The sequence below is a fragment of the Williamsia herbipolensis genome (genome assembly GCF_036153515.1).
Lineage (GTDB): Bacteria > Actinomycetota > Actinomycetes > Mycobacteriales > Mycobacteriaceae > Williamsia_A > Williamsia_A herbipolensis.
In genome coordinates, this window is sequence record NZ_CP108021.1 from 3,634,578 (window position 1) to 3,655,173 (window position 20,596).

Here is a 20,596-nt window from a genome sequence, read left to right on the forward strand (position 1 = left end):
ACGAGGTACGGGAACACTGCGCGGATAGACTCGCCGCGTGGCTGAATACCGGATCAACGAGCTCGCCGAGGTGTCGGGTGTCAGCGTGCGCAACATCCGGGTCTACCAGGATCGCGGGTTGTTGCCGTCGCCGAAGATCAAGGGGCGCACAGGGTGGTACTCGCAGGAGCACCTCGTCCGGTTGAACCTGATCTCGCGACTGCTCGAACGCGGCTACACCTTCGCGACGATCAGCGAGCTGCTGCAGGCGGCGCACTACGGGATGAAGGTGGAGCACGTGCTCCACGGCACCCCGAAGTCGGGCCGGTGGCGCACCTTCAAACGCGCGGCCACCATCACGCTGACCGAACTGCGCCGGACCCTCGGTGCCGACGAACGCACGATCGCGATGAGTCAGAAGCTGGGTCTGCTCGCCAAGGAGGGGGCGCAGTACGCGATCAAGAGCCCCGAGCTGCTCGAGGGTGCCGAGGTGCTGGTGAAGGCCGGCATCGACCTGGAGTCGTTGCTCCGCAAGTGGGAACGCGTCCAGAACGACATCGACGACATCGCCGACAACTTCGTCGCGATCATCACCGACAAGTACTTCGGCGACGACGGCCGCCTGCTCGACATGGAGGAGACCGAGGTCGCCAAGGTCGCTCATCTGATCGGTGCGGTCCGCCCGATGGCCCACGAGATCGTGGAGTCCGCGTTCCGGCGCTCACTCGACGTGAAGATCTCGCAGGCACTCGGCGAGGCCTCGGAGATCTTCGACAACGACCGCGGTCTGGACACCGATCCGCTCAGCGGGTCCGCCTGAGCGCCACCCCCAGCCCGACCGATGGCCGTTCGGGCACGCATCGGAGAGGTTCACACACATGACGAGGACGCATCGGCCGATACGCGAGGTGGCCCGATCGCATCGAGTGCTCACCGGGTCCGCCATCGCCGGCGGTGTCGCGGTCGGTGGGGCCGGGCTCGCGGTGGGGACCATCCTGGGCGCTCTGGTGCGCACCGCCCTGACCGGGCCCGCGCCGATCGACGACGGCCCCGACGCGCTGCTCGCCGAACCGGCCATGACGCCCGAGCGCATCGACGTCCGCGCCTCCGACGGCAATCCGATCAACGTGCTCGCCTACGGTCCGCCCGACGGCGACCTGCTCGTGATGGCCCACGGATGGACCTGCAACACGCGGCACTGGTACGCCCAGATCAACGCCTTCGCCGCCGACCACCGCGTGGTGGTCTACGACCAACGCGGCCACGGCAAGACCCCGCTCGGTCGCACCAAGCTCAGCACCGCGTTGCTCGGGTCGGACCTCGAAGCGGTGCTGCGCGCGGTGGTCCCCGACGGGCGTCGTGCGCTGATCGCCGGGCACAGCATGGGCGGGATGTCGGTGCTGGCGTGGGCGAAACACCACCCGGCGAGCGTCGACCGTTTCGCGCGCGTCGTGGTGCTGACCTCCACCGCCGCGGTCGAGGTGGTGCAGAACCTCGCGGTGGTGCCCGAAGGCCTGCCGCGGTTCACGCGCCCGTTCGAGCACGCCGTCGGCCGGCTCGTCGCCACCACGCCCGCGCCGCTGCCGCACACCACCGCCTCACCCAAGGTCGCGCAGTACATCGCGCTCAACACCCAGGCGAAGCTCTCGCACGTCGAGTTCTGCGACCACATGATCAGCGAGTGCCCGGCCCGTGCGCGTGCGCGCTGGGGTTCGGCGCTGCTCGACCTCGACGTCTGGCAGGGCGTCATCAACCTCACGGTGCCGACCGCGGTGGTCGTGGGCACCGACGACCGCCTCACCCCGCGCAAGCACTCCGACGCCATCGCGTCCACGCTCAAGGCCGCCGGGCATCTGCAGGAGTACCTGGTGCTCGACCACACCGGGCACATGAGCAACATCGAGGAACACGACCGCTACAACGACCTGCTCAAGGAACTGCTCACCGCGACCCGCGACCGCGTCGCGTACACCCCCTGACCGGTCAGTCGTCGGCGAAGCCGTCGAGCACCGCGCGTGATCCCGACAGGCCGAGGCGGGTGGCGCCGGCGGCGATGAGCTCGGCGGCGAACTCCGCGGTGCGGATGCCGCCCGAGGCCTTGATGCCGACCGATGCCGGTACCGCGGCCCGCATCAGCTCGACGGCCTCCACGCTCGCGCCGCCGCTGGGGTGGAACCCGGTCGACGTCTTCACCAGCGAGGCACCTCCCTGCGCGGCCCGCTTCGACACCTCCGTGACCGCGTCGGGTCCGGCGAACTCGAGCAGGGCCGCCGACTCGATGATCACCTTGAGCACGGCGTCGGGGCCGATGGCCTCGCGGACGGTGAGCACGTCGGCGAACACCTCGTCGTAGAGCCCGGCGACCGCTGCGCCGACGTCGATCACCATGTCGATCTCGTCGGCGCCGGTGTCGATGGCGAGTCGCGCCTCGGAGGCCTTGACGAGCGAATGATGTTTGCCCGAGGGGAATCCCGCCACCACACAGGTGCGCTGCGACCCGGTGTCGATGGGCAGCATCGACGGTGACAGGCACACCGCGAGCACCCCGAGATCGGCGGCCTCGGCGACACAGGCCAGTGCGTCGTCGCGTGATGCCTCGGGCTTGAGCAGGGTGTGGTCGACCATTGCGGCCACGCGTCGTCGGGTGAGGGTTCCGGTCGAGGCAGAAGTCATGTCGTCGAGCGTGGCACACCGACGACGGATGCGGTCACCCGAATGGGGCGGAACGGGGGACGTGCACGATCGATGGCGTCGTCGGCCCGATCTATGCGGCTATCTGCCGGATCGACGGCGGACGTCGGTGAGGAGCACGTGGACGCCGACGAGGAGCACGATCATGACCCCGGCGGCGGCGCCACCGGCGATGAACCAGTGGTGCAGGGGATAGGTGTAGGCCGAGCGGCCGTCCCCGATGGCGGTCGAGGCGAACAGCGTCACCGCGAAGACGGCGACGGCCGCCCAGATGACACCGGCGTAGCTGACCAGCGTCAACGCCAACGGATTGTGGGCGATCGGGCTGCGCGCTGCCTTCGTACGTCCTCGCATGGTGGATGCCACCTCACATCGGTCGATCGGTCGGTGTCGAGATCGTACCGCCGTGAACTGAGCCGCCGCTGTGGACTTCGCGGACATTCTCAGGTTCGTCATCGGTTCAGAAATGCTCGCGTACGGACTCCTGCTCGAGCAGCTCGTCGAGGTCCTTCAACCGGTTCATCGTCGCCACCGACCGCGCCGTGCGGTTGTTCTTCCGCAGCATCTCCTCGTGACGATGGGTGAACGCCCAGTAGCCCGCGGTGAAGGGGCAGGCGTCGTCGCCCACGCGCTTTTTCGGGTTGAACTCGCAGGGCTTGCAGTGGTCGGACATCTTGTCGATGTAGGCGCCACCGGAGGTGTAGGGCTTCGTCGCCATCAGCCCGCCGTCGGCGTGTTGGCTCATCCCGATGACGTTGACCGGCATCACCCAGTCGAACCCGTCGACGAAGTTGGCCCGGAACCACTCGGAGAGCTCGGCCGGGTCGTAACCGCGTTGCAGCGCATGGCTTCCCAGAAGCATCAGGCGCGGGATGTGGTGCACCCACCCGCGATCGCGCACACCGCGCAGCGCCTCCGACAGGCACCGCGCGGTGACCGCGTCGGCGTCGAGGTCGCGGAACCAGTCCGGCAGCGGCACGTGGGCGTCGAGGCTGTTGTTCTCCATGTACTCGGGCCCGTAGTGCCAGTAGAGGTGCCAGATGAACTCGCGCCACCCGATGATCTGCCGGATGAACCCCTCGCCGGCGGAGATGTCGACCGACCCGTCCCGGACCGCGGCCTCGGCGGCGTGCACCACGTCGAGGGGATCGAGCAACGACAGGTTCAGCGGCACCGACAGGAGCGAGTGCGACATGGCCCAGTCGGCGTCCATCATGGCGTCCTCCCACCGACCGAACGTCGCCAGACGCTGGTCGATGAAGGTGCGCAGGGCCTCGTCGGCCTCGTCGGAGGTGACCGCGAACAACCGTGGCCCGTCGACGCCGGTGAACGCGACACCGTCGGCGACCATGGCGTCGAGGTCGGCGCGGACCTCCTTGTCGATCTGGTCCTCGGTGGGCCACCACGGCGGGTCGACACCGAGGGTGTCGCGCTTGGGTGGTGCGTCGCGGTTGTCGTGGTCGTAGTTCCAGCTGCCGCCCGAAGGCTTGTCGCCGTCCATGAGGATGTCGAACCGCACCCGCTGGTCGCGGTAGAAGTTCTCCATCCGGAACTTCGTGCCGTCGCCGGCCCACTCGCCGAACTCCTTGCGCGACAATGCGAACGACGGATTGGGGAGGACCTCCGAGACCAGTCCCTCCTCGGCGAGGCGGGCGACGAACGCCGACGCGGCGTGCGACGTCGGCTCGTGCACCACGACCGGTCGGCCCAGTTCGACGAGCGCGTCGCGGTACCCCGACGCCTGCCAGAACTGTGCGCGGTCACCGAGTTCGGCCGCCAGGTGTCGGATCCCGGAGAGCACGAGGTGCGCCTTCTGTCGGTGCCCGACGCGACGCGCGATGGCCGCCGACGACTCGACGAGGATCACCTCGCGGTCGGCGTGCTGCGGCGCGGAGTGGATGTGGCGACCGAGCTGATCACCGAAGAGCCACAGCGGATCCGGGCTCACAGGATGGTGCAGGCGTCGTTGGTCGAGCCCTGGTCCACCGGTGTCGACCCGAGGGTGTCCTGATTCAGCGGGACGTCGGTGCCGGTGACCCGGAAATCCACCCCGGTGGAGGTGACCGACAGCTGCTGGAAGTCGAGCTGGTCGAACAGCGGCGGGAACAGCGACTTCGACACGCCGTCGACGAGGGTCTGGGCGAATCCCGACGGCACGCCGAACACCAGCGCGCTGGCCTTGACGACCTGGAACTCGATCTTGCCGCCGGTGACGGTCGGCTTGAGCTCCACGCTCACCGGGATCGGGAAGATCGCGACGGTGACCGTAGCGTCGAGCGACATGGTGCCGGTCGACTGGTTCCCGGTGACGCTGTTCAACGTGAAACCGCCGAACAGCCCGGAGAGACCGCTCTGACCGTTCTGCGTGGAATCGGCGCCACCGGTGTTCTGATCGGCCGGATTTTGATCGGTTGCGGTCTGGGCCGACTGCTTGCTCAGTTCGACGATGCGCGAGAACGGCACCGACCCGTTGGCCGACAACGAGCCCAGCGTGGACCCGTCCGACCGCGCGGTGATGTTGTCGGCGCGCCCGTGCAGTTCGATGGCGGACCCGTTGTCGCCGCCGGCGTCGATCTGGACATACGGGACCTTCTTGGTGGCGTACTGCAGCAGCATCGGCTTCTTGCTCAGCGACACCGACGCCGACGAGCCGGTGACGTCGCTGAACGACTTCTCCAGGCAGTCCTTGGTGGCGTTGCGCAGGTACAGCTCGCTGCCCACCCCGGCGATCACCAGGACGAGCACCACCACGAGTGCACTGATCGTCACGATCACGCCGGTGCGCCGCTTCGGTCGGGTCGGCGTGGGTCCCGGGTCGGCGGCCGCCACCTGCTGTGTCTGTGGCTCGGCGTCGAAGGGGCGTGTCTGCGAATACGCCTGCCCGCCGACCGGGAACTGCTCGGTCGGCGGTGTGTGGCCGGGCTGCTGCGGACTGTTGTCGGGTCGCTCGGGCTCATTCATCACCTCCGATTCTGCCTGCCGATGGTGAGGCGATCGTGAGAGTTCCCGCAAAACACCATGGCGGGCGGTGACCGGCGGACGTCGGCGGTCGGGTGGGGACGGCCGATCAGGCGGTCACGACCCCCGCGCGGGCGGGTGCCAGACGTCGGTTCGCCAGCACGCCGATCGCCGCCCGCGCCGCCTCGACGCGCTCGAGGTCGACGTCGTGGACGCCCAGGTGTTCGTGTTCGCCGTACTCGGCCATCAGCTCGCCGAAGGGGTCGACCAGCACCGAGTTGCCGATGCCGGTGGGTGCCGACGACGTCGCCGTCGCGGGGTCGTCGGGCAGGGCCTGCCCGACCGCGGCGACGACGGTGGAGCTGTCGAGCGCGCGGGCCTGGGCCAACACCCGCCACTGACGCCGTTTGCCCGGGCCCGCACCCCACGAGGCGGGCACCACGATGAGCTCGGCGCCGTCGTCGGCGAGTGCGGTGAACAGTTCGGGGAAGCGGATGTCGTAGCAGGTCGCGAGGCCGACGGTGTGCCCGGCGACGGAGATGGTGGTCGGTGCCGAGCCGGCGGCGACGGTGTCGGACTCCCGGAACCCGTAGGCGTCGTAGAGGTGGATCTTGTCGTACGAGGTCGCCGATCCGTCGGGGCCGGCGACGAGCAGGGTGTTCCGCACCCGTGCGCGCCCGTTCGCGGCGTCGGCGGGGGTGAACATGCCGACGACGACAGTGGTCGCGGCCTCGGCGGCGATGGCGCACACCGACGTGGCCCACGGACCGTCGAGCGGTTCGGCGACCGGTGCGAGCGGCACCCCGAAACGACACATCGTGGCCTCGGGGAACACCACCAGCTCGGCGCCCGATTCCGCCGCCTGCCGGGTGCGGCCGGCGACGATGTCGAGATTGGCGTGCGGATCGGTGCCGGTCGACACCTGGGCCATCGCGATACGCATGGATGACACGGTACGGCGCTGTCGCCGACGATGGGACGGCTAGCGGCTCGGTGCGACGAACGACCACGGGACGGTGAGGGTGTTGTCGCGCAGGCGGCGTCGCGGTATCTCGCACGGCACCCCGCTCGCCGCGAGCGCCCGCCGGGCGTGTGACCACCGCACCCGCGGACCGTAGGGGGCATACGGCGCGGCGACGTCCCAACACCGGTCGGCCGCGGTGAGCAGGTCGTGGATCGGGCTCCCGGGACGGTTGTGGTGGATCAGCGCCTTGGGCAGGCGGGCCGCGATCGCCGAGGGATGGTCGGTGTGTCGCGGCGCCCACGACAGCGTCAGCGAGCGTGGGCCGTCGGCGTCGAGAAGGATCCAGGCGCAGCGTCGGCCGATCTCGTCACACGTGCCCTCCACGATGAGCCCACCCGGTGCGAGAGCGTCCTGCATCCGGCGCCAGTGGCCGACGACCTGGTCCTCGTCGTACTGCCGCAGCACGTTGTAGGCCCGCACCAGATGTGGTCGCAGACCGGCGAGTTCGAAACCGCCACGGGCGAATCGGACACCGTCGTGGTCGGCGACCACCCGGGCGGGGTCGATCTCGAGGCCCACGAGCGAGAGGTCGGCGACGACGTGACGCAGGCGTCGGTACATCTCGACGGCGGTGTCGGGGCGGTCGCCGTAACCGAGATCGACGGCGAGGGGATGCTCGGCGGCACGGAGCACGTCGACGATCTCGGGGCGCGAGGCCATCCACCGGTCGACCCGGCGGAGGCGGTTGATGTTGGTGGTGCCGCGGGTGATGACCCCGTCGGGGTGGTGCCGCGACGGCTCAGCCGTTGGCCTTGATCCAGTCCGCGGTGAACTCCGCCTCGCCGCGGAACAGGTCGACCAGGTTGACCAGGATCAGCTGCTCGAGCTTGCCGTTGACGAACGGGACGTAGACCTTGACCTCGGTCGTGCGCCGCAGCGTGCAGCCCGATTCGGTGGGAAAGAGCTCCTGTACGCCGGTGAGGCTCCCGGGGCCGGCCGGGATGCCGGCGCTGTAGGTGCCCTCGGTCTTCTCCGGGTGGAACGGTCCGAGGAACTCCTTGCGCGTGATGATCATGTCCTTCTTGATCACCGCGTTGGCGATGGCGGGGAGGTCGGATTTCGGCAGCGTCTGCACCAGCACGATGTCGATGCCATTCTCGTCGACCACGAACTTCTCGACATCGGACTGGGGGGTCAGCTTCCGGAACTCCACCATCTGGGCATCCCAGAAGTCCCGGCTCGACAGAGCCGAATAGACCTTCTCGGTGGGGTGCTCGTAGCGGGCTGAGTAGCTGAGACGTCGCGCCATGGGGTTACCGTACCCGCCGCCTGGTCACGGGTGCTCGTCGTGCCAGGCAATCGTGAAATCGCGCTCGGCCTCGAACAGCGTGCGCATGTTCTCGGCGATCATCTTCTCGATCTTCCCGCCGATCAAGGGGATTCGAACGGTCACCTCACCGGCGAACGCGATGGAGCACTTCTCGGAACCGGTGGCCTCGATGGTGCCCGAGGTGGTGGCCGGTGCGCCGTTGACCGTCGCGTCGAAGGTGCCGGCCGACCGGTCGTCGGAGGTGAACTCGATCGACACCGTCCGGTGGATGGCGAGGTCGCCGGGGATCATCGAGGTGACCGCCGAGGGCAGCTTGTCGGCGGGGATCTTCTGGATGAGCGCGATCTTCGCCCCGGTGTCGGTGATGTCGGCCGATTCGAGCTCGCCCGGCGCCTTGTCCGAACCCACCGCCAGGGTCGACCAGTACTCGGGGTCGGAGATGGCCTTCCGATAGGCCGCCATGCCGAACGGGAACTCGATGGTGTGCTGCAGCTTCGTCGCCATGACCTGCAGACGTTACCGTTGGCCCGTGGGATCCCGTGACGCGAACGACCTCGACGCCGGCGGCGGTGTGTCGTTGGCCGACCTGACCACCCTGCGCCTGGGCGGTCGTGCACGTGGCCTCGTCCGGGCCACCGACGTCGACGAGCTCATCGCCGCCCTGGACCGTCTCGACCGTGCGGGCGAGCCGGTGCTCATCGTCGGCGGCGGGTCGAATCTCGTTGTCTCCGACGAGGGTTTCCCCGGGACCGTGGTGCAGATGGCGCAGGACGGCATCCGGGTCGGCGAGGTCGACCCGGCGCGCGACACCGTCGTGGTCGTCGCCGGTGCGGGGGTCGACTGGGACCGTCTGGTCGCCGACACCGTGTCCCGTGATCTCGGTGGCCTCGAATGTCTGTCGGGTATCCCGGGTGCGACCGGCGCCACGCCCGTGCAGAACGTCGGTGCCTACGGCGTCGAGATCGCCGACGTCCTCGACGAGGTGCAGGTCCTCGACCGTGCGACCGGTGCCGTCGAGTGGGTGTCGCCGGCGGCGCTGCAGCTGGGCTACCGGACCAGCGCGCTGAAACACCGGTCGGACCGGGTCGTCACGGCGGTGGCGTTCGCGCTGACCCACGACGGTCTGAGCGCGCCGATCCGGTATCGCGAGCTCGCCGGCGTCCTGAGGGTGGAGCCGGGCGCGCGCGTGCCCGTCGGTGAGGCCCGCGAGGCGGTCCTGCGGCTGCGCCGCGGCAAGGGCATGGTGCTCGACGCCGACGACCACGACACCTGGAGTGCGGGGTCGTTCTTCACCAATCCCGTTGTCGGTGAGCATGATCTGCCTCACATCCTCGAACGGATCGTCGCCCGGGTCGGGGACGTCCCGATCCCGCGCTATCCGGCGCAGGACGGCGTCAAGTTGTCGGCCGGCTGGCTCATCGAGAGGGCCGGGTTCGGTCGCGGCCATCCGTCGGCGGATGCACCGGCGCGCCTGTCGACCAAGCACACCCTGGCGCTGACCAACCGCGGCGCCGCCCGGACCGAGGACCTGTTGGCGCTCGCGCGCGAGGTGCGCGACGGTGTGGCCGCGGCCTTCGGGGTCGTCCTCGAGCCCGAACCGGTGCTCGTGGGATGCCGTCTGTAGGCCCTGCGACACCCGGTGTGACCGGATGGACGTTCTCCGCGTCGTCCGGAGCACTCCCCGCCTGCAGGTATCGTCGGTGTACATGACCGTTTCTCGTGGCCATTCCCCGATGACCAGGCGGACGGCGCTCGGCGCGATCGCCATCGGCGCCGTCGGCGTCACCGCCGCAGCCTGCAGCACCGGCTCGTCCGGCGACACCGCGTCCGGAGCCGCCGCGTCGAAGAGCGCAGAGCCCTCGGCCGGCATCACCTTCTCCCCGGCGCTCGACGCGAACGCCAACCCCAGCCCCACCGCGGCGTTCTCGGTGAAGGTGAGCAAAGGCCAGCTCAACCCCGACGTGAAGCTGACCAACTCGCGCGGCACCGTGGTGACCGGCGCGCTGTCGGAGGACCGCACGACCTACACGATCGGTGAGCCCCTCGGCTACGGCAACACCTACACCTGGTCGGGTACGGCGATCGGCGACGACCGCAAGACCGTGCCGATCCAGGGCACCTTCACGACGTTGACCCCGCAGGAGCAGGCCAATGTCGTCATCAACATCGCCGACGGCCAGGAGGTCGGCATCGCCGCACCCCTGATCCTCAAGTTCGACTCCACCGTCACCGACAAGAAGGCCGTCGAGAAGGCGCTGACCGTCACGACCACACCCGAGACCGAGGGCAGCTGGGCCTGGCTGCCCGAGGACAACGGTTCGCGGGCGCACTGGCGCAGCAAGGAGTACTTCGCGCCGGGCACCAAGGTGTCGATGGTCGGCAAGCTCTACGGCCTCGACCACGGCGACGGCGTGTACGGCGCCGCCGACGTCACCAGCGACTTCGTCATCGGTCGCTCGCAGATCGTGAAGGCCGACGCCACGTCGTTCAAGATCGACGTGATGCGCGGCAGCGATGTGCTGATGACCCTGCCGTGCAGCTACGGCAGCGGTGACCTCGACCGCAACGTCACCCGCTCGGGCATCCACGTGGTGAGCGAGAAGCACGAGGACTTCTACATGTCGAACCCGGCGGCCGGGTACTTCAACGTGCGCGAGCGTTTCGCCGTCCGCATCTCCAACAACGGCGAGTTCATCCACGCCAACCCCGAGACCACCGGTGTGCAGGGCTCGTCGAACGTCACCAACGGCTGCATCAACCTGTCCCTCGACAACGCGCAGCAGTACTTCAACGTCGCGATCTACGGCGACCCCGTCGAGGTCACCAACACGCGGATCCCGCTGTCGGAGGCCGACGGCGACATCTACGACTGGACGTTCAGCTGGGACGACTGGAAGTCGATGTCGGCGCTCAAGGGCGAGGTCACCAGCTCCTCGGCGCCGGCCACGCCGTCGAATGCGCCGCAGCTGTCGGGGATCTCGACCACCCCGCCGACCCCGGCCCGCCAGGGTCCGACAGGCTGATCCGGGGCCTATCCGGTCTTGACGTTGCGGCGGGCGCTGGCCTGGTCGCGCGGCTTGAGCACGATCTGATCCAGGTTCACGTGCGGCGGCCGTGACGCCACGAAACCGACGACCTCGGCGACATCGCCCGCGGTCAACGGGGTCAGGCCGTCGTAGACCGCCGCGGCCTTCTCGGCGTCGCCGTCGAACCGCACCAGCGAGAACTCCGTCTCCACCATCCCGGGCAGGATCTCGGTGAGCCGCACGGGCTTCCCGATCAACTCCGGGCGCAGCGTGCGGTGCAGTACGGCCTGTGCGTGCTTGGCCGAGGTGTAGCCCGAGCCGTTGTCGTAGGTCTCGATCGCCGCGATCGAGGTGATGGTGACGATCAGGCCGTCACCGGAGTCGACGAGCGCGGGCAACAGCGCCTTCGTCATCCGCAGCGTGCCGAGCACGTTGGTCTCCCACATCCATCGCCACTGTTCGAGATCGGCGTCGGCCACCGTCGCCAGGCCCTGCGCGCCGCCGGCGTTGTTCACCAGGACGTCGACGCGGTCGAGCTGAGCGCAGAAGTCGGTCACCGAGGCGTCGTCGGTCACGTCGAGCGCGATCGCCCGGCCGCCGATCTCCTGCGCGAGGGTCTGCAACCGGTCGAGCCGCCGCGCACCGACGACGACCTCATACCCCTGTGCGGCAAGCGTTCTCGCGGTGGCCTCGCCGATCCCGGAACTCGCTCCGGTGACGACGGCGACGCGGCGGGATGACGACGGGGTGTCGGGAGTGGTCATGGCACGAGTTTACGGTGGCGCCGCGGGCGGCTTAGGCTGAGCCCGGCGCCGTGCAGACTCAGTCGGGGACCGCCATCGCATGTCCGAACACACTGCAGGGTAGGGGCAACCGACCATGGGCACGATCAAGCGCGACGTCTCGTCGATGATGGACATCTGGGTGGGGGCCGCCACTGAGCTCGAGGTGCAGGTCACCGTGGCGAAACTGCCCGGGATGGACCTCGTGGAGACCCTGACGGTGTCGGTGAACGGGAACTCGGTCACCCCCGAGGAGATCGTCGGCGAGTGCGGTACCCGCATCCATCGCTTCGCGGTCGACCACGGCAACGTGCTCGTGCAGTACTCGGCGTCGGTGAACACCCCGGCCGATCCGCTCACCGAGCAGGTGGGGGAGCGGTCGATCTACCTGAGGCCCAGCCGGTACGCCGAGGCCGACAAGTTCTTCGGTTACGTCACAGCGGAATTCGATCTCAGCAAGCCGCCCATCGAGCTGCTGTTCGAGGTGTCGAAGTTCGTCGCCGACCGCCTCAACTACCTGCCGGGCGCCAGCGATCCCATCGACGGCGCCGAGGACACCCTGCTCGCCAACGCCGGGGTCTGCCGCGACTTCGCCCACCTCGTGGTGGCATTGCTGCGCGCGCTGAACATCCCGGCCCGCCTCGTCGCGGTGTACGCCCCGGGCTGCGTGCCGATGGACTTCCACGCCGTCGCCGAGGCCCTCATCGACGGCACCTGGCTCGTGGTCGACGCGACCGGCCTCGCGCCGCGTCAGGCCCTGGTGCGGATCGCGACCGGTCGCGACGCCGCCGACACCGCGTTCCTCGACAACCACTCCGGCAACATCACCCTCAACAACTACGAGGTCATCGCCACCGTCGCAGGCGAACTCCCCGTCGACAACGGCTCCGATCACATCAGCATCGGCTGATCGGGCGTCAACCCGCCACCAACTGACGAACCCGCCTCGTGCACGAGGCGGGTTCGTTGGTTCGCGGCGGGTTCGTGCCGTTGGTGGGGGGTCAGCCGGCGAGCAGGGCCGCGCAGCGGAGCAGTCCGATGTGGCTGTAGGCCTGCGGGTGGTTGCCCAGTGAACGCTCGGCGACCGGGTCGTACTCCTCGGACAGCAACCCGGTGGGGCCGGCGGCCTTCACGAGCTGATCGAAGAGCGCCTCGGCGTCGGTGCGTCGACCGATGAGCAGGTAGGCCTCCACCAGCCACGCCGCGCAGAGGTGGAACCCACCCTCGCCGCCGGGCAGACCGTCGTCGTGGTGATAGCGGTACACCGTTGCGCCACTGCGCAGCTCGGCCTCGGTGGCCTCGACGGTCTGGGTGAAGCGCGGATCGGCGGGATCGATCATCCCGGCCAACCCGATGTGCAGGGTGGCGGCGTCGAGGTCGGTGCCCTCGTACGCCGCGGTGAACGACCGCACCTCGGCGTTCCAGCCCTGATCGATGACCTGCCCGGCGATCACGTCGCGCAGCACCGACCACCCCGGCTCCACCTCGCGACCGAACCGCTCGCCGATCTTCAGCGCGCGATCGACGGTCATCCAACACATCACCTTCGAGTACACGTGGTGACGCGGGTTGCCGCGGATCTCCCAGATGCCGTGATCGGGCTCGAACCAGCGGCGCTCGACTGCCCACACCATGTTCGCGACCAGGTCCCAGTCGGCGTCGGTGAGCGGTGTGGCGTCACCGGTGGCCGCGCGGGCGTCGGCGAGGTGGCCGATGAGTTCGACGATCGGACCGAAGACGTCGAGCTGCACCTGCTGGTTCGCGGCGTTGCCGACACGGACCGGTCGCGACCCGGCGTACCCGGGCAGCGAGTCGATGATGGCCTCGGGCGGCAGACCGCCACCGGCAAGCGTGTAGAGCGGGTGCAGCCACTCGGGGCCGTTCACGGTGCCGAGCACGCGGTACAGCCAGGTGAGGTAGCCCTCGGCCTCGGCGTGCGACCCCACCGACACCAGCGCCGACGCGGTCAGCGCGGCGTCACGCAGCCAGCAGTAGCGGTAGTCCCAGTTGCGGACACCGCCGATCTCCTCGGGCAGCGACGTGGTCGCCGCGGCCATGATCGAGCCGGTGTCGGCGTGGACCAGTCCCTTGAGCGTCAGCGCCGACCGCTTCATGAGGTCGGGCTTGATGACGGGCAGGGCCAGACCGGCCGACCAGTCGCTCCAATAGCTCTGCGCGAGCTCGCGGCGCTGGGTCTCGGTCCGCTCCTCCTCGCCGATGTAATCGGTGCCGCAACGCAATTCGAGTACCACAGGGCCGTTCGACGCGTCGACGACGGCGGTCGCGCGCTGGTAGAAGCGCTCGGTGTCGATGCGCCAGGTGACACCCGGTGCGCGCAGGACGATCGGCTCGTTCGAGCCGTACACGCGCAACCCGTCCTCGACGGCCTCGATCTGCACGCTGGCCTGACCGAACTCCGGTCGCGGCGCGAACTCGACCATCGCCGGGACCGACCCGGTGATGACGCGGACGAGGTCGGTCCTGCCCGGCGCGACGTCGTGCGGCAGGTAGTCGACGACCTCGAGTCCGGCCCAGCGGGTCGCGATGGTCATGGTGCCGTCGACGTAGCGCTGGCTCTGCGGCAGTGGTGCGCGACGGTCGCCGTCGACGTGGGGACGCACGCCGAACTCACCGGCGTCGACGGTGCCGAGCAGGCTCGCGAACACCGCCGCCGAATCGGGTTCGGGGTGACACATCCAGCACATCTTGGCATCCGGCGTCAGCAACGCGACGGTGCGCGGCGAGGCCAGCATCGACAACCGTTCGATGGGGGCGGCGTTCTCGCCACGCAGCCAGGCGCGACGCTCCTCGTAGAGGAACGCCAGCGCCAGCGCGACCTGATCGGTGTCGGTCACGCGGTAGGTGGCGAGGGTGTCGCCGTCGCCGACCTTGACGCCGAAATCGGGTCCGTGGAGGCGGCGGAACGCCTTCTCGTCGGTGACGTCGTCGCCGAAGAAGATCGCCGCGCCGGCCCCGGCCTGGTGGCGCAGGATGTCGAGCGCCTGCCCCTTGTCGGTGCGGATCACGGCGAGCTCGATCACCGACTTGCCCTCGGTGACCTGCACGCCGTCCCAGGTGGCAGGCCCCACCCGCACGCGGTGCAGCGCCGAGTCGGAGTCGGTGTCGGAGGCGTTGCGCACGTGCAGGGCGGTGCTGGCGGGTTTGGTCTCCACCGTCACGCCCTCGTAGTCGACCGCGATGGCCCGCAGCTCGGTGACGACGGTGTCGAGGAGTTCGGTTGCCGCGGCGCTGATCTCGTGCACGAAGCCGATGTCGAACTCGCTGCCGTGGCTGCCCACGAGGTGGACCTCGGCGGGCAACCGCGACAGCGTCGCGAGGTCACGCAGGGCGCGACCGGAGATGACCGCCGCGGTGGTGGAGTCGAGGTCGGCGATGGCCCGCATCGCGCGGACCGAGTCGGGGTTGGGCCGCGCGTCCTCGGGGCGGGACACGATCGGCGCCATGCAACCGTCGTAGTCCGAGGCGACGAGCAGACGCGGGGTGCGCGCGATGTCCTTCAACGCGCGGCGCAGCTCCGGGGACAGATCTTGGGCACTCACTCGGTGAGTCTAGAACCCCCGGGCGAGGGGGCTCCAATCGAGAAACCCCGACGTGTGCTGCGCGACGGCGACGCGGTCACTGACCGTTGTCGTCGTCGGCGCCGTCCTCGACCAGATCGACACCGCGGTTGCCGCTCGGCGTGGTCTCGCTGGTGTTGGCGAGCACCCCGAGGAAGCTCTGGGCCCAGCGGCTCACGTCGTGGGCCAGCACCTGCCTGCGCAGCGAGCGCATGCGCTTGCGTCCGTCCTCGGGGGCCTGCTCGACGGCGGCGACGATGGCGTCCTTCACCCCGTCGAGGTCGTACGGGTTGGCCTGGTAGGCCGACCGGAGTTCGGCCGCGGCACCGGTGAACTCGCTGAGCACCAGCGCGCCACCGAGATCGCTGCGGCACGCGACGTACTCCTTCGCGACGAGGTTCATCCCGTCGCGCAGCGGCGTCACCAGCATGACGTCGGCGGCGACGAAGAACGCGATCAGCTCGTCGCGCTCGACCGGGCGGTGCAGGTACTGCACGACCTGGTGGGCGACCTCGCCGTACATGCCGTTGATGTTGCCCACGAGCTGCTCGATGCCCGCACGCATCTGGATGTAACTGTCGACGCGTTCGCGGCTGGGCGTCGCCAGCTGGATCATCACCATGTCCTGCGGATCGATCCGCTTCTCGGCGAGCAGCTCGCTCAGCGCCTGCAACCGGACGTCGATGCCCTTGGTGTAGTCGAGGCGGTCGACGCCGAGCATGATCGTCGACGGGTTGCCCAGCTCCTCCCGGATGCGGGCGGCGCGGTCACGGATCTTCTTCGACCGCGAGGTCTGGTCGAGCGCACCGGAATCGATGGAGATCGGGAACGCACCCACGCGGACGTTGCGGAAACCGACCTGCACCACACCGAATTTCGAGCGGACACCGACCGACCCCTTCGACGTGGCCTGACCGGCCAGCCGTCGGGCGAGGTAGAGGAAGTTCTGCGCGCCACCGGGGAGGTGGAAACCGATGAGATCGGCGCCGAGCAGGCCCTCGACGATCTCGGTGCGCCACGGGAGCTGCATGAACAGCTCGACCGGGGGGAACGGGATGTGGAGGAAGAAGCCGATCTTCAGATCGGGCCGCAGCATCCGCAGCATCTTGGGCACGAGCTGCAGCTGGTAGTCCTGCACCCACACCATCGCGCCCTCGGACGCCGCGTCGGAGGCGGCCTCGGCGAAACGCCGGTTCACCTCGACGTAGGTGTTCCACCACTCGCGGTGGTACTCGGGCTTGACCAGCACGTCGTGGTAGAGCGGCCAGAGGGTCGCGTTGGAGAAACCCTCGTAGTACTCGTTGATCTCGGTCGCCGAGAGCGGCACGGCACGCAGCTGCAGACCGTCGACCACGGGGTGCTCGCTGGAGTCGGGGACACCCGACCACCCGACCCAGGCCCCGGTCTGTGACCGCAGGATGGGTTCGAGCGCGGTCACCAGGCCGCCGGGGCTCCGCTTCCAGCGGACGCTGCCGTCGGGCAGGGTCTCCTTGTCGACCGGGAGACGATTGGCCACCACGACGAAATCGGCGGCATGGAAATCGGTGTCGACGCGATCAGGGACGAGCCCCTCGGGATCGGTGACGTTGGTCGGCACGCTCAGACGACGTCGGGGCTGATCCCGAGCATGGACAGCAGCATCCTGCACTCGTCGGCATCGGTGGCGTAGGCGGCGACCACGCGTCGGGCGGACTTGGCGGTCTCGGCGGCGACCGTCGCGATGTCGTCCTCGGCAATCTCGGCGGTGTCGCTGGTCTTGGCAGGCATGACGATCAGTTTACCCCGCGTCATCATCGGCCCTGACCTCGGCCTTTGGTCGCCGCCCGGCTCGGGCCTGTGGTCGCCGTCCGGCTCGGGCCTGTGGTCGCCGCTCGGCCCGGTCGTTCTGCTCATCGGTCGGCCCGGGCGGTGAGGTCGTCGGCGGTGATCCGCGCGAACGACCCCGAGTCGGCGCGCAGCGCACGCATCGGTTCGGTGACGGCGACGTCGTCGGGCACGGGTGGCGGGTCGTCGGCGTCGCGGGTGAACCGTTTCGGCCGCAACGCCGACCGCGCGGTCAGCAGAGCGCGCGTGGGACGGGTCGGGATGCGGGGTCGTCGCAGCGTACGGGCGAGGAACTCGCCCAGCGTGACGCCGGCGGCGAGCGCCGCCCCGATGCCCAACGCCGAGGCGAGGGCGGTGAAACCGTCGAGCGTCTGCTCGTTGAGGAACCCGTAGAGCCCGCGGTAGACCGCGAGACCGGGCAGCAGCGGCGTGATGCCGGCGACCGCGACGACCAGGGGCGGCGTCAACGCGCGGCGGGCGAGGAGACCACCCACGAAACCGACGGTGACCGCGGCCAGACCGCCGGCGATGACCGCGCCGATGTCGATGAGTGCCGCCGCGGCCGACACCATCGCCCCGATGAGACCGCCGGCGAAGGCCACCGTGAGCGCGCGGGTCTCGGCGTAGCTGCCGAGGGCGAACGCGGCGGCCGCGACACCGCCACCGATGATCTGCGCGGGTGCGTCGGTGAGACCCAGGGTGGTGGTGCTGGTGATGGTCGGCAGGTAGGTGCCGGTGCCCTCGAGCAGGCGCAGCGCGACGCTCACGCCGGAGATGATGCCGCCGGTGAGGATCAGCAGTTCGAAGAACCGCGCGACCCCGGTGATGGGGGCGCCGGTGATGGCGTCCTGCACCGAACCCACCAACGACAACCCCGACAGCAGCACGATCACCCCCGCCGCGATGACCAGCGACGGGGAGATCGCGACCCCCAGTGCCTCCTGATAGCGGAACACCAGGGCCGCCGGGATCACCGCGATGAAGCCGCCGGCCACCTGCTGGAAGAACTGCGGTGTGCCCCACCGGTTGAGGAAGCGGTTCATGCGGTCGATGAACGCCGTGGTGAGGAACGCGACGACGGCGACGAGCCACCCGCCACCGAGGGTCACCGACAGTGCCGCGGCCATCGTCGACCACGCCAGCGTCGCGATCCAGCGGGCATAGGGATGCGGTGAGGAGATGATGTCGTCGATCACCTCGTGGGCCTCGCCCGGCGTCACCGCGAGACTGCGGATCTTGCGGATCAGCCGGTCGACCTGCGCGAGGCGCGTGAAGTCGAGGGAGCGGTAGTGCACGGTGCGCATCGCGGTGACCGGGGGCATCGACGAGCCGCGACGGGCGCTCACCATGATCGTGTTGTAGGTCACGTCGACATCGGCGCGTTCGACGCCGAACATGCCTGCCACGAAACGGATCTGGGTCTGGGTGTCGATGGCGCCGGTGCCCGAGTCGAGGAGCACCGAACCGACCTTGATCGCCAGATCGAGGACCTCGGTGACCGCGGCGTCGTCGGTGAGGTCGACGGGCTGGCGCGGCGAGAGCGGCGAGGTCAGCGGCTCGATCGTGTCGATCGTCGCGCGACGGGAGCCGGCCAGGGGTCGCAGCATCCTGCGGATATACTCGGCCACGCTGTATTCGCCTCCTTAGCTCAGTGGTAGAGCACTCGCCTTGTAAGCGGAAGGTCGTCGGTTCAATCCCGACAGGAGGCTCGATCCACCTCCCCCGGGGGTGAAGTCGCCGTGATCGACATCGATGCCGGTCAGAAGCCAGTCGCTGTCGACGCCGAACACCTCCGCGATCCGCTCGACCATATCGATGTCCCACGACTGCTGGCCGAGGAGGCGTCGGCCGAGGGTCGTGTGATTGATGCCGGCGTGCTCAGCGAGGGATCGACGGGAGAGGTCCGTCTGGCCCATGAGGCCCTTGATGCGCGCGGTGATTCGTTGGTCGCGGGTCTCCGCTGGTGGCGCGGTTGCTGCCCGTACCTGAGGACGCGGTGTGTTCATATTTGGGACGATAGTCCACCCATTCTGGTATTTCAACAGGTGAAGGCGGCACAACCGGTTTGATCTGACGACACACGTTTCTCGAAGTGGTTGCGTGGCTCAAATTTGAGACATAGCGTGGCCCTCATGAACCAGCCCACGGGTCACCCTCGCCGCAGCGCGGTCGCCGCGAACGTCCGGGCTGAGCTGGCACGCAGACAGGTCACAGTCGCCGAGCTCGCCACCCGCCTACAGGTGGGACGTTCATCGATCTTCCGTCGACTCAACGGCGACCTCCCGTGGACCGTCGACGAACTGTGGTCAGTGGCCGACACCCTCGAGGTCCCCATCGCCCGACTCATCGAGGTCGACGACAACGCGGTCGCATCATGACCGACGACCTCGCAGCGTTCGCTGCCCTCCCGCTCGCCGAGCGCGTCGCCCGCATCCGCGCCACCGACCCGCCACCGCCGCCACCGCCAGCCGTCGTCGCCGGTCTCGCGGCCCTCACGACGACGCTGTTCACACCCCGGCTCTAGACAGACCGCTGGCCGGCACCCCGGAAGTGTGCCGGCCAGCGAGAACCACATGTCAGACAACAACATTGCATCCCTGGGAGGATCACCATGCCTGTCTGCTCGCCACGCTACCGGCCGCGAACGCTGTGACATTCGCTCCGGGCGTCTACCTCGACGTAGACGAGCCCGATTACTTCGCTGATCCGGCCCTGTCGAACTCCGGCGCCAAGTCGCTGCTCACCAGCCCCGCGGTGTACCGGGACCAGGTCGACAACCCGAAGCCGCCGACGAAGTCGATGGAGCTCGGCACCGTCGTCCACACGCTGGTGCTGGGCACCGGCTCCCGCATCGGTGTCGTCGACGCCGACGCGTGGACGACGAAAGCCGCGAAGGAGGAGGCCGCAGAGATGCGGGCCCGCGGCACCGTCCCCGTCCTCGCGCACCAATTCGAGACCGCGCAGAAGATCGCCGCCCGCGTCCGCGAGCACGACATCGCCGGGCAGCTGTTCGCCGACGGCGACCCCGAAGTGTCGATGTGGTGGCGCGACAGCGAGACCGACATCATGCGGCGCTGCCGCATCGACTGGATGATGCGGCGCCGTGGCGGGAACCGGCAGGTCCTCGTCGACCTCAAGACCACCGCAACGCACTGCGAGGCAGGCGAACTCGCCAAGGCCGTCGCCCGGTACCTCTACCACATGCAGTCGTGGTGGTACTGCGACGGCGCGCAAACCCTCGGCCTCGGCGCCGACCCCGCGTTCGTGTTCGTATTCGTGTCCACCACGAGCCCACACCTGGTGCGCGTCGTCGAGCTCGACGCCGAGGCTGTCGCCGTCGGAAAGCAACTGGCCCGCCAGGCCATCGACCGCTTCATCGAGTGCACCAACGCCGGCGTCTGGCCCGGCTGGCCACCCACCATCACCTCCCTGTCCCTGCCCCGCTGGGCAATGCGCTAACCCAA

General features: G+C 69.1%; 21 protein-coding genes, 1 tRNA gene and 1 pseudogene. 9 read left to right on the forward strand and 14 right to left on the reverse strand.

What is annotated here, in order from left to right; all coding sequences use genetic code 11:
• Positions 1-37: 37 nt before the first annotated feature.
• Both OG579_RS16705 and OG579_RS16710 read left to right on the forward strand, forming a co-directional pair.
• Positions 38-799, forward strand: coding sequence for a MerR family transcriptional regulator (locus OG579_RS16705; RefSeq protein ID WP_328856840.1), 762 nt, complete (start codon positions 38-40; stop codon positions 797-799).
• A gap of 58 nt (positions 800-857) precedes the next feature.
• Complete coding sequence (locus OG579_RS16710; protein ID WP_328856841.1) at positions 858-1,958, forward strand: alpha/beta fold hydrolase; 1,101 nt, start codon at positions 858-860, stop codon at positions 1,956-1,958.
• A 4-nt stretch (positions 1,959-1,962) separates the two neighbouring features.
• On the opposite strand, the gene deoC is transcribed toward OG579_RS16710, so the two are convergent.
• The 8 genes from deoC to OG579_RS16750 all read right to left on the reverse strand — a co-directional run bounded on the left by deoC (position 1,963) and on the right by OG579_RS16750 (position 8,426).
• Positions 1,963-2,652 (reverse strand): deoxyribose-phosphate aldolase, encoded by a 690-nt coding sequence (gene deoC / locus OG579_RS16715; protein ID WP_328856842.1) that lies wholly within the window; start codon positions 2,650-2,652, stop codon positions 1,963-1,965.
• A gap of 99 nt (positions 2,653-2,751) precedes the next feature.
• Positions 2,752-3,024, reverse strand: a complete 273-nt coding sequence (locus OG579_RS16720; RefSeq protein ID WP_328856843.1) for a hypothetical protein — start codon at positions 3,022-3,024, stop codon at positions 2,752-2,754.
• A gap of 106 nt (positions 3,025-3,130) precedes the next feature.
• On the reverse strand, positions 3,131-4,618 hold the full coding sequence (locus tag OG579_RS16725) for a cryptochrome/photolyase family protein (RefSeq protein ID WP_328856844.1): 1,488 nt from the start codon (positions 4,616-4,618) through the stop codon (positions 3,131-3,133).
• Entirely contained in the window at positions 4,615-5,631 is a 1,017-nt protein-coding gene (locus OG579_RS16730; protein ID WP_328856845.1) for an LmeA family phospholipid-binding protein, read from the reverse strand. Before OG579_RS16730 ends, OG579_RS16725 begins: the two co-directional genes overlap by 4 nt.
• Before the next feature lie 106 nt (positions 5,632-5,737).
• Positions 5,738-6,571, reverse strand: a complete 834-nt coding sequence (locus OG579_RS16735; RefSeq protein ID WP_328856846.1) for a carbon-nitrogen hydrolase family protein — start codon at positions 6,569-6,571, stop codon at positions 5,738-5,740.
• Positions 6,572-6,610: 39 nt separating this feature from the next.
• A complete protein-coding gene (locus OG579_RS16740) occupies positions 6,611-7,312 on the reverse strand; it encodes a class I SAM-dependent methyltransferase (RefSeq protein ID WP_328856847.1) in 702 nt (233 codons plus the stop codon).
• A gap of 79 nt (positions 7,313-7,391) precedes the next feature.
• Positions 7,392-7,901: a DUF2505 domain-containing protein gene (locus OG579_RS16745; RefSeq protein ID WP_045821739.1), complete on the reverse strand. Its 510-nt coding sequence runs from the start codon at positions 7,899-7,901 to the stop codon at positions 7,392-7,394.
• Positions 7,902-7,925: 24 nt separating this feature from the next.
• Complete coding sequence (locus OG579_RS16750) at positions 7,926-8,426, reverse strand: DUF2505 domain-containing protein (RefSeq protein ID WP_045821740.1); 501 nt, start codon at positions 8,424-8,426, stop codon at positions 7,926-7,928.
• A gap of 25 nt (positions 8,427-8,451) precedes the next feature.
• Between OG579_RS16750 and OG579_RS16755 the strand changes: the two genes are divergently transcribed.
• Together OG579_RS16755 and OG579_RS16760 are read left to right on the forward strand one after the other, a co-directional pair.
• Positions 8,452-9,546 (forward strand): UDP-N-acetylmuramate dehydrogenase, encoded by a 1,095-nt coding sequence (locus OG579_RS16755; protein ID WP_328856848.1) that lies wholly within the window; start codon positions 8,452-8,454, stop codon positions 9,544-9,546.
• A gap of 82 nt (positions 9,547-9,628) precedes the next feature.
• The gene (locus OG579_RS16760) at positions 9,629-10,945 is read left to right on the forward strand and encodes a L,D-transpeptidase (protein WP_045821832.1); all 1,317 of its coding nucleotides are present in this window, start codon (positions 9,629-9,631) and stop codon (positions 10,943-10,945) included.
• Between the two features lie 8 nt (positions 10,946-10,953).
• On the opposite strand, the gene OG579_RS16765 is transcribed toward OG579_RS16760, so the two are convergent.
• Positions 10,954-11,712, reverse strand: coding sequence for an SDR family oxidoreductase (locus tag OG579_RS16765; RefSeq protein WP_328856849.1), 759 nt, complete (start codon positions 11,710-11,712; stop codon positions 10,954-10,956).
• A 115-nt stretch (positions 11,713-11,827) separates the two neighbouring features.
• Between OG579_RS16765 and OG579_RS16770 the strand changes: the two genes are divergently transcribed.
• A complete protein-coding gene (locus OG579_RS16770; protein ID WP_328856850.1) occupies positions 11,828-12,640 on the forward strand; it encodes a transglutaminase-like domain-containing protein in 813 nt (270 codons plus the stop codon).
• A 91-nt stretch (positions 12,641-12,731) separates the two neighbouring features.
• Here OG579_RS16770 and otsB read toward each other — a convergent pair whose 3' ends face one another.
• The 4 genes from otsB to OG579_RS16790 form a co-directional block, all read right to left on the reverse strand.
• Entirely contained in the window at positions 12,732-15,290 is a 2,559-nt protein-coding gene (gene otsB / locus OG579_RS16775; RefSeq protein ID WP_328856851.1) for a trehalose-phosphatase, read from the reverse strand.
• A gap of 76 nt (positions 15,291-15,366) precedes the next feature.
• A complete protein-coding gene (locus tag OG579_RS16780) occupies positions 15,367-16,827 on the reverse strand; it encodes an alpha,alpha-trehalose-phosphate synthase (UDP-forming) (RefSeq protein WP_045821834.1) in 1,461 nt (486 codons plus the stop codon).
• Positions 16,828-16,907: 80 nt separating this feature from the next.
• Positions 16,908-17,075: a hypothetical protein gene (locus tag OG579_RS16785; RefSeq protein WP_160298507.1), complete on the reverse strand. Its 168-nt coding sequence runs from the start codon at positions 17,073-17,075 to the stop codon at positions 16,908-16,910.
• A gap of 122 nt (positions 17,076-17,197) precedes the next feature.
• Positions 17,198-18,760 carry a threonine/serine exporter family protein gene (locus OG579_RS16790; RefSeq protein ID WP_328856852.1) on the reverse strand — a complete coding sequence of 521 codons (1,563 nt, stop codon included), beginning with the start codon at positions 18,758-18,760 and terminating at the stop codon, positions 17,198-17,200.
• Positions 18,761-18,769: 9 nt separating this feature from the next.
• Between OG579_RS16790 and OG579_RS16795 the strand changes: the two genes are divergently transcribed.
• Positions 18,770-18,841: transfer RNA gene (locus OG579_RS16795), tRNA-Thr, on the forward strand.
• Positions 18,842-18,940: 99 nt separating this feature from the next.
• Here the strand turns inward: OG579_RS16795 and OG579_RS22005 are convergent.
• Positions 18,941-19,138: pseudogene (locus OG579_RS22005) on the reverse strand (hypothetical protein); the annotation flags it as partial.
• Between the two features lie 126 nt (positions 19,139-19,264).
• On the opposite strand from OG579_RS22005, the gene OG579_RS16805 reads away from it, so the two are divergent.
• The 3 genes from OG579_RS16805 (at position 19,265) to OG579_RS16815 (ending at position 20,591) form a co-directional block, all read left to right on the forward strand.
• Entirely contained in the window at positions 19,265-19,510 is a 246-nt protein-coding gene (locus OG579_RS16805; protein WP_328856854.1) for a helix-turn-helix domain-containing protein, read from the forward strand.
• A complete protein-coding gene (locus tag OG579_RS16810; protein ID WP_328856855.1) occupies positions 19,507-19,656 on the forward strand; it encodes a hypothetical protein in 150 nt (49 codons plus the stop codon). Before OG579_RS16805 ends, OG579_RS16810 begins: the two co-directional genes overlap by 4 nt.
• Before the next feature lie 125 nt (positions 19,657-19,781).
• Positions 19,782-20,591 (forward strand): PD-(D/E)XK nuclease-like domain-containing protein, encoded by an 810-nt coding sequence (locus tag OG579_RS16815; protein WP_328856856.1) that lies wholly within the window; start codon positions 19,782-19,784, stop codon positions 20,589-20,591.
• Positions 20,592-20,596: the final 5 nt, after the last annotated feature.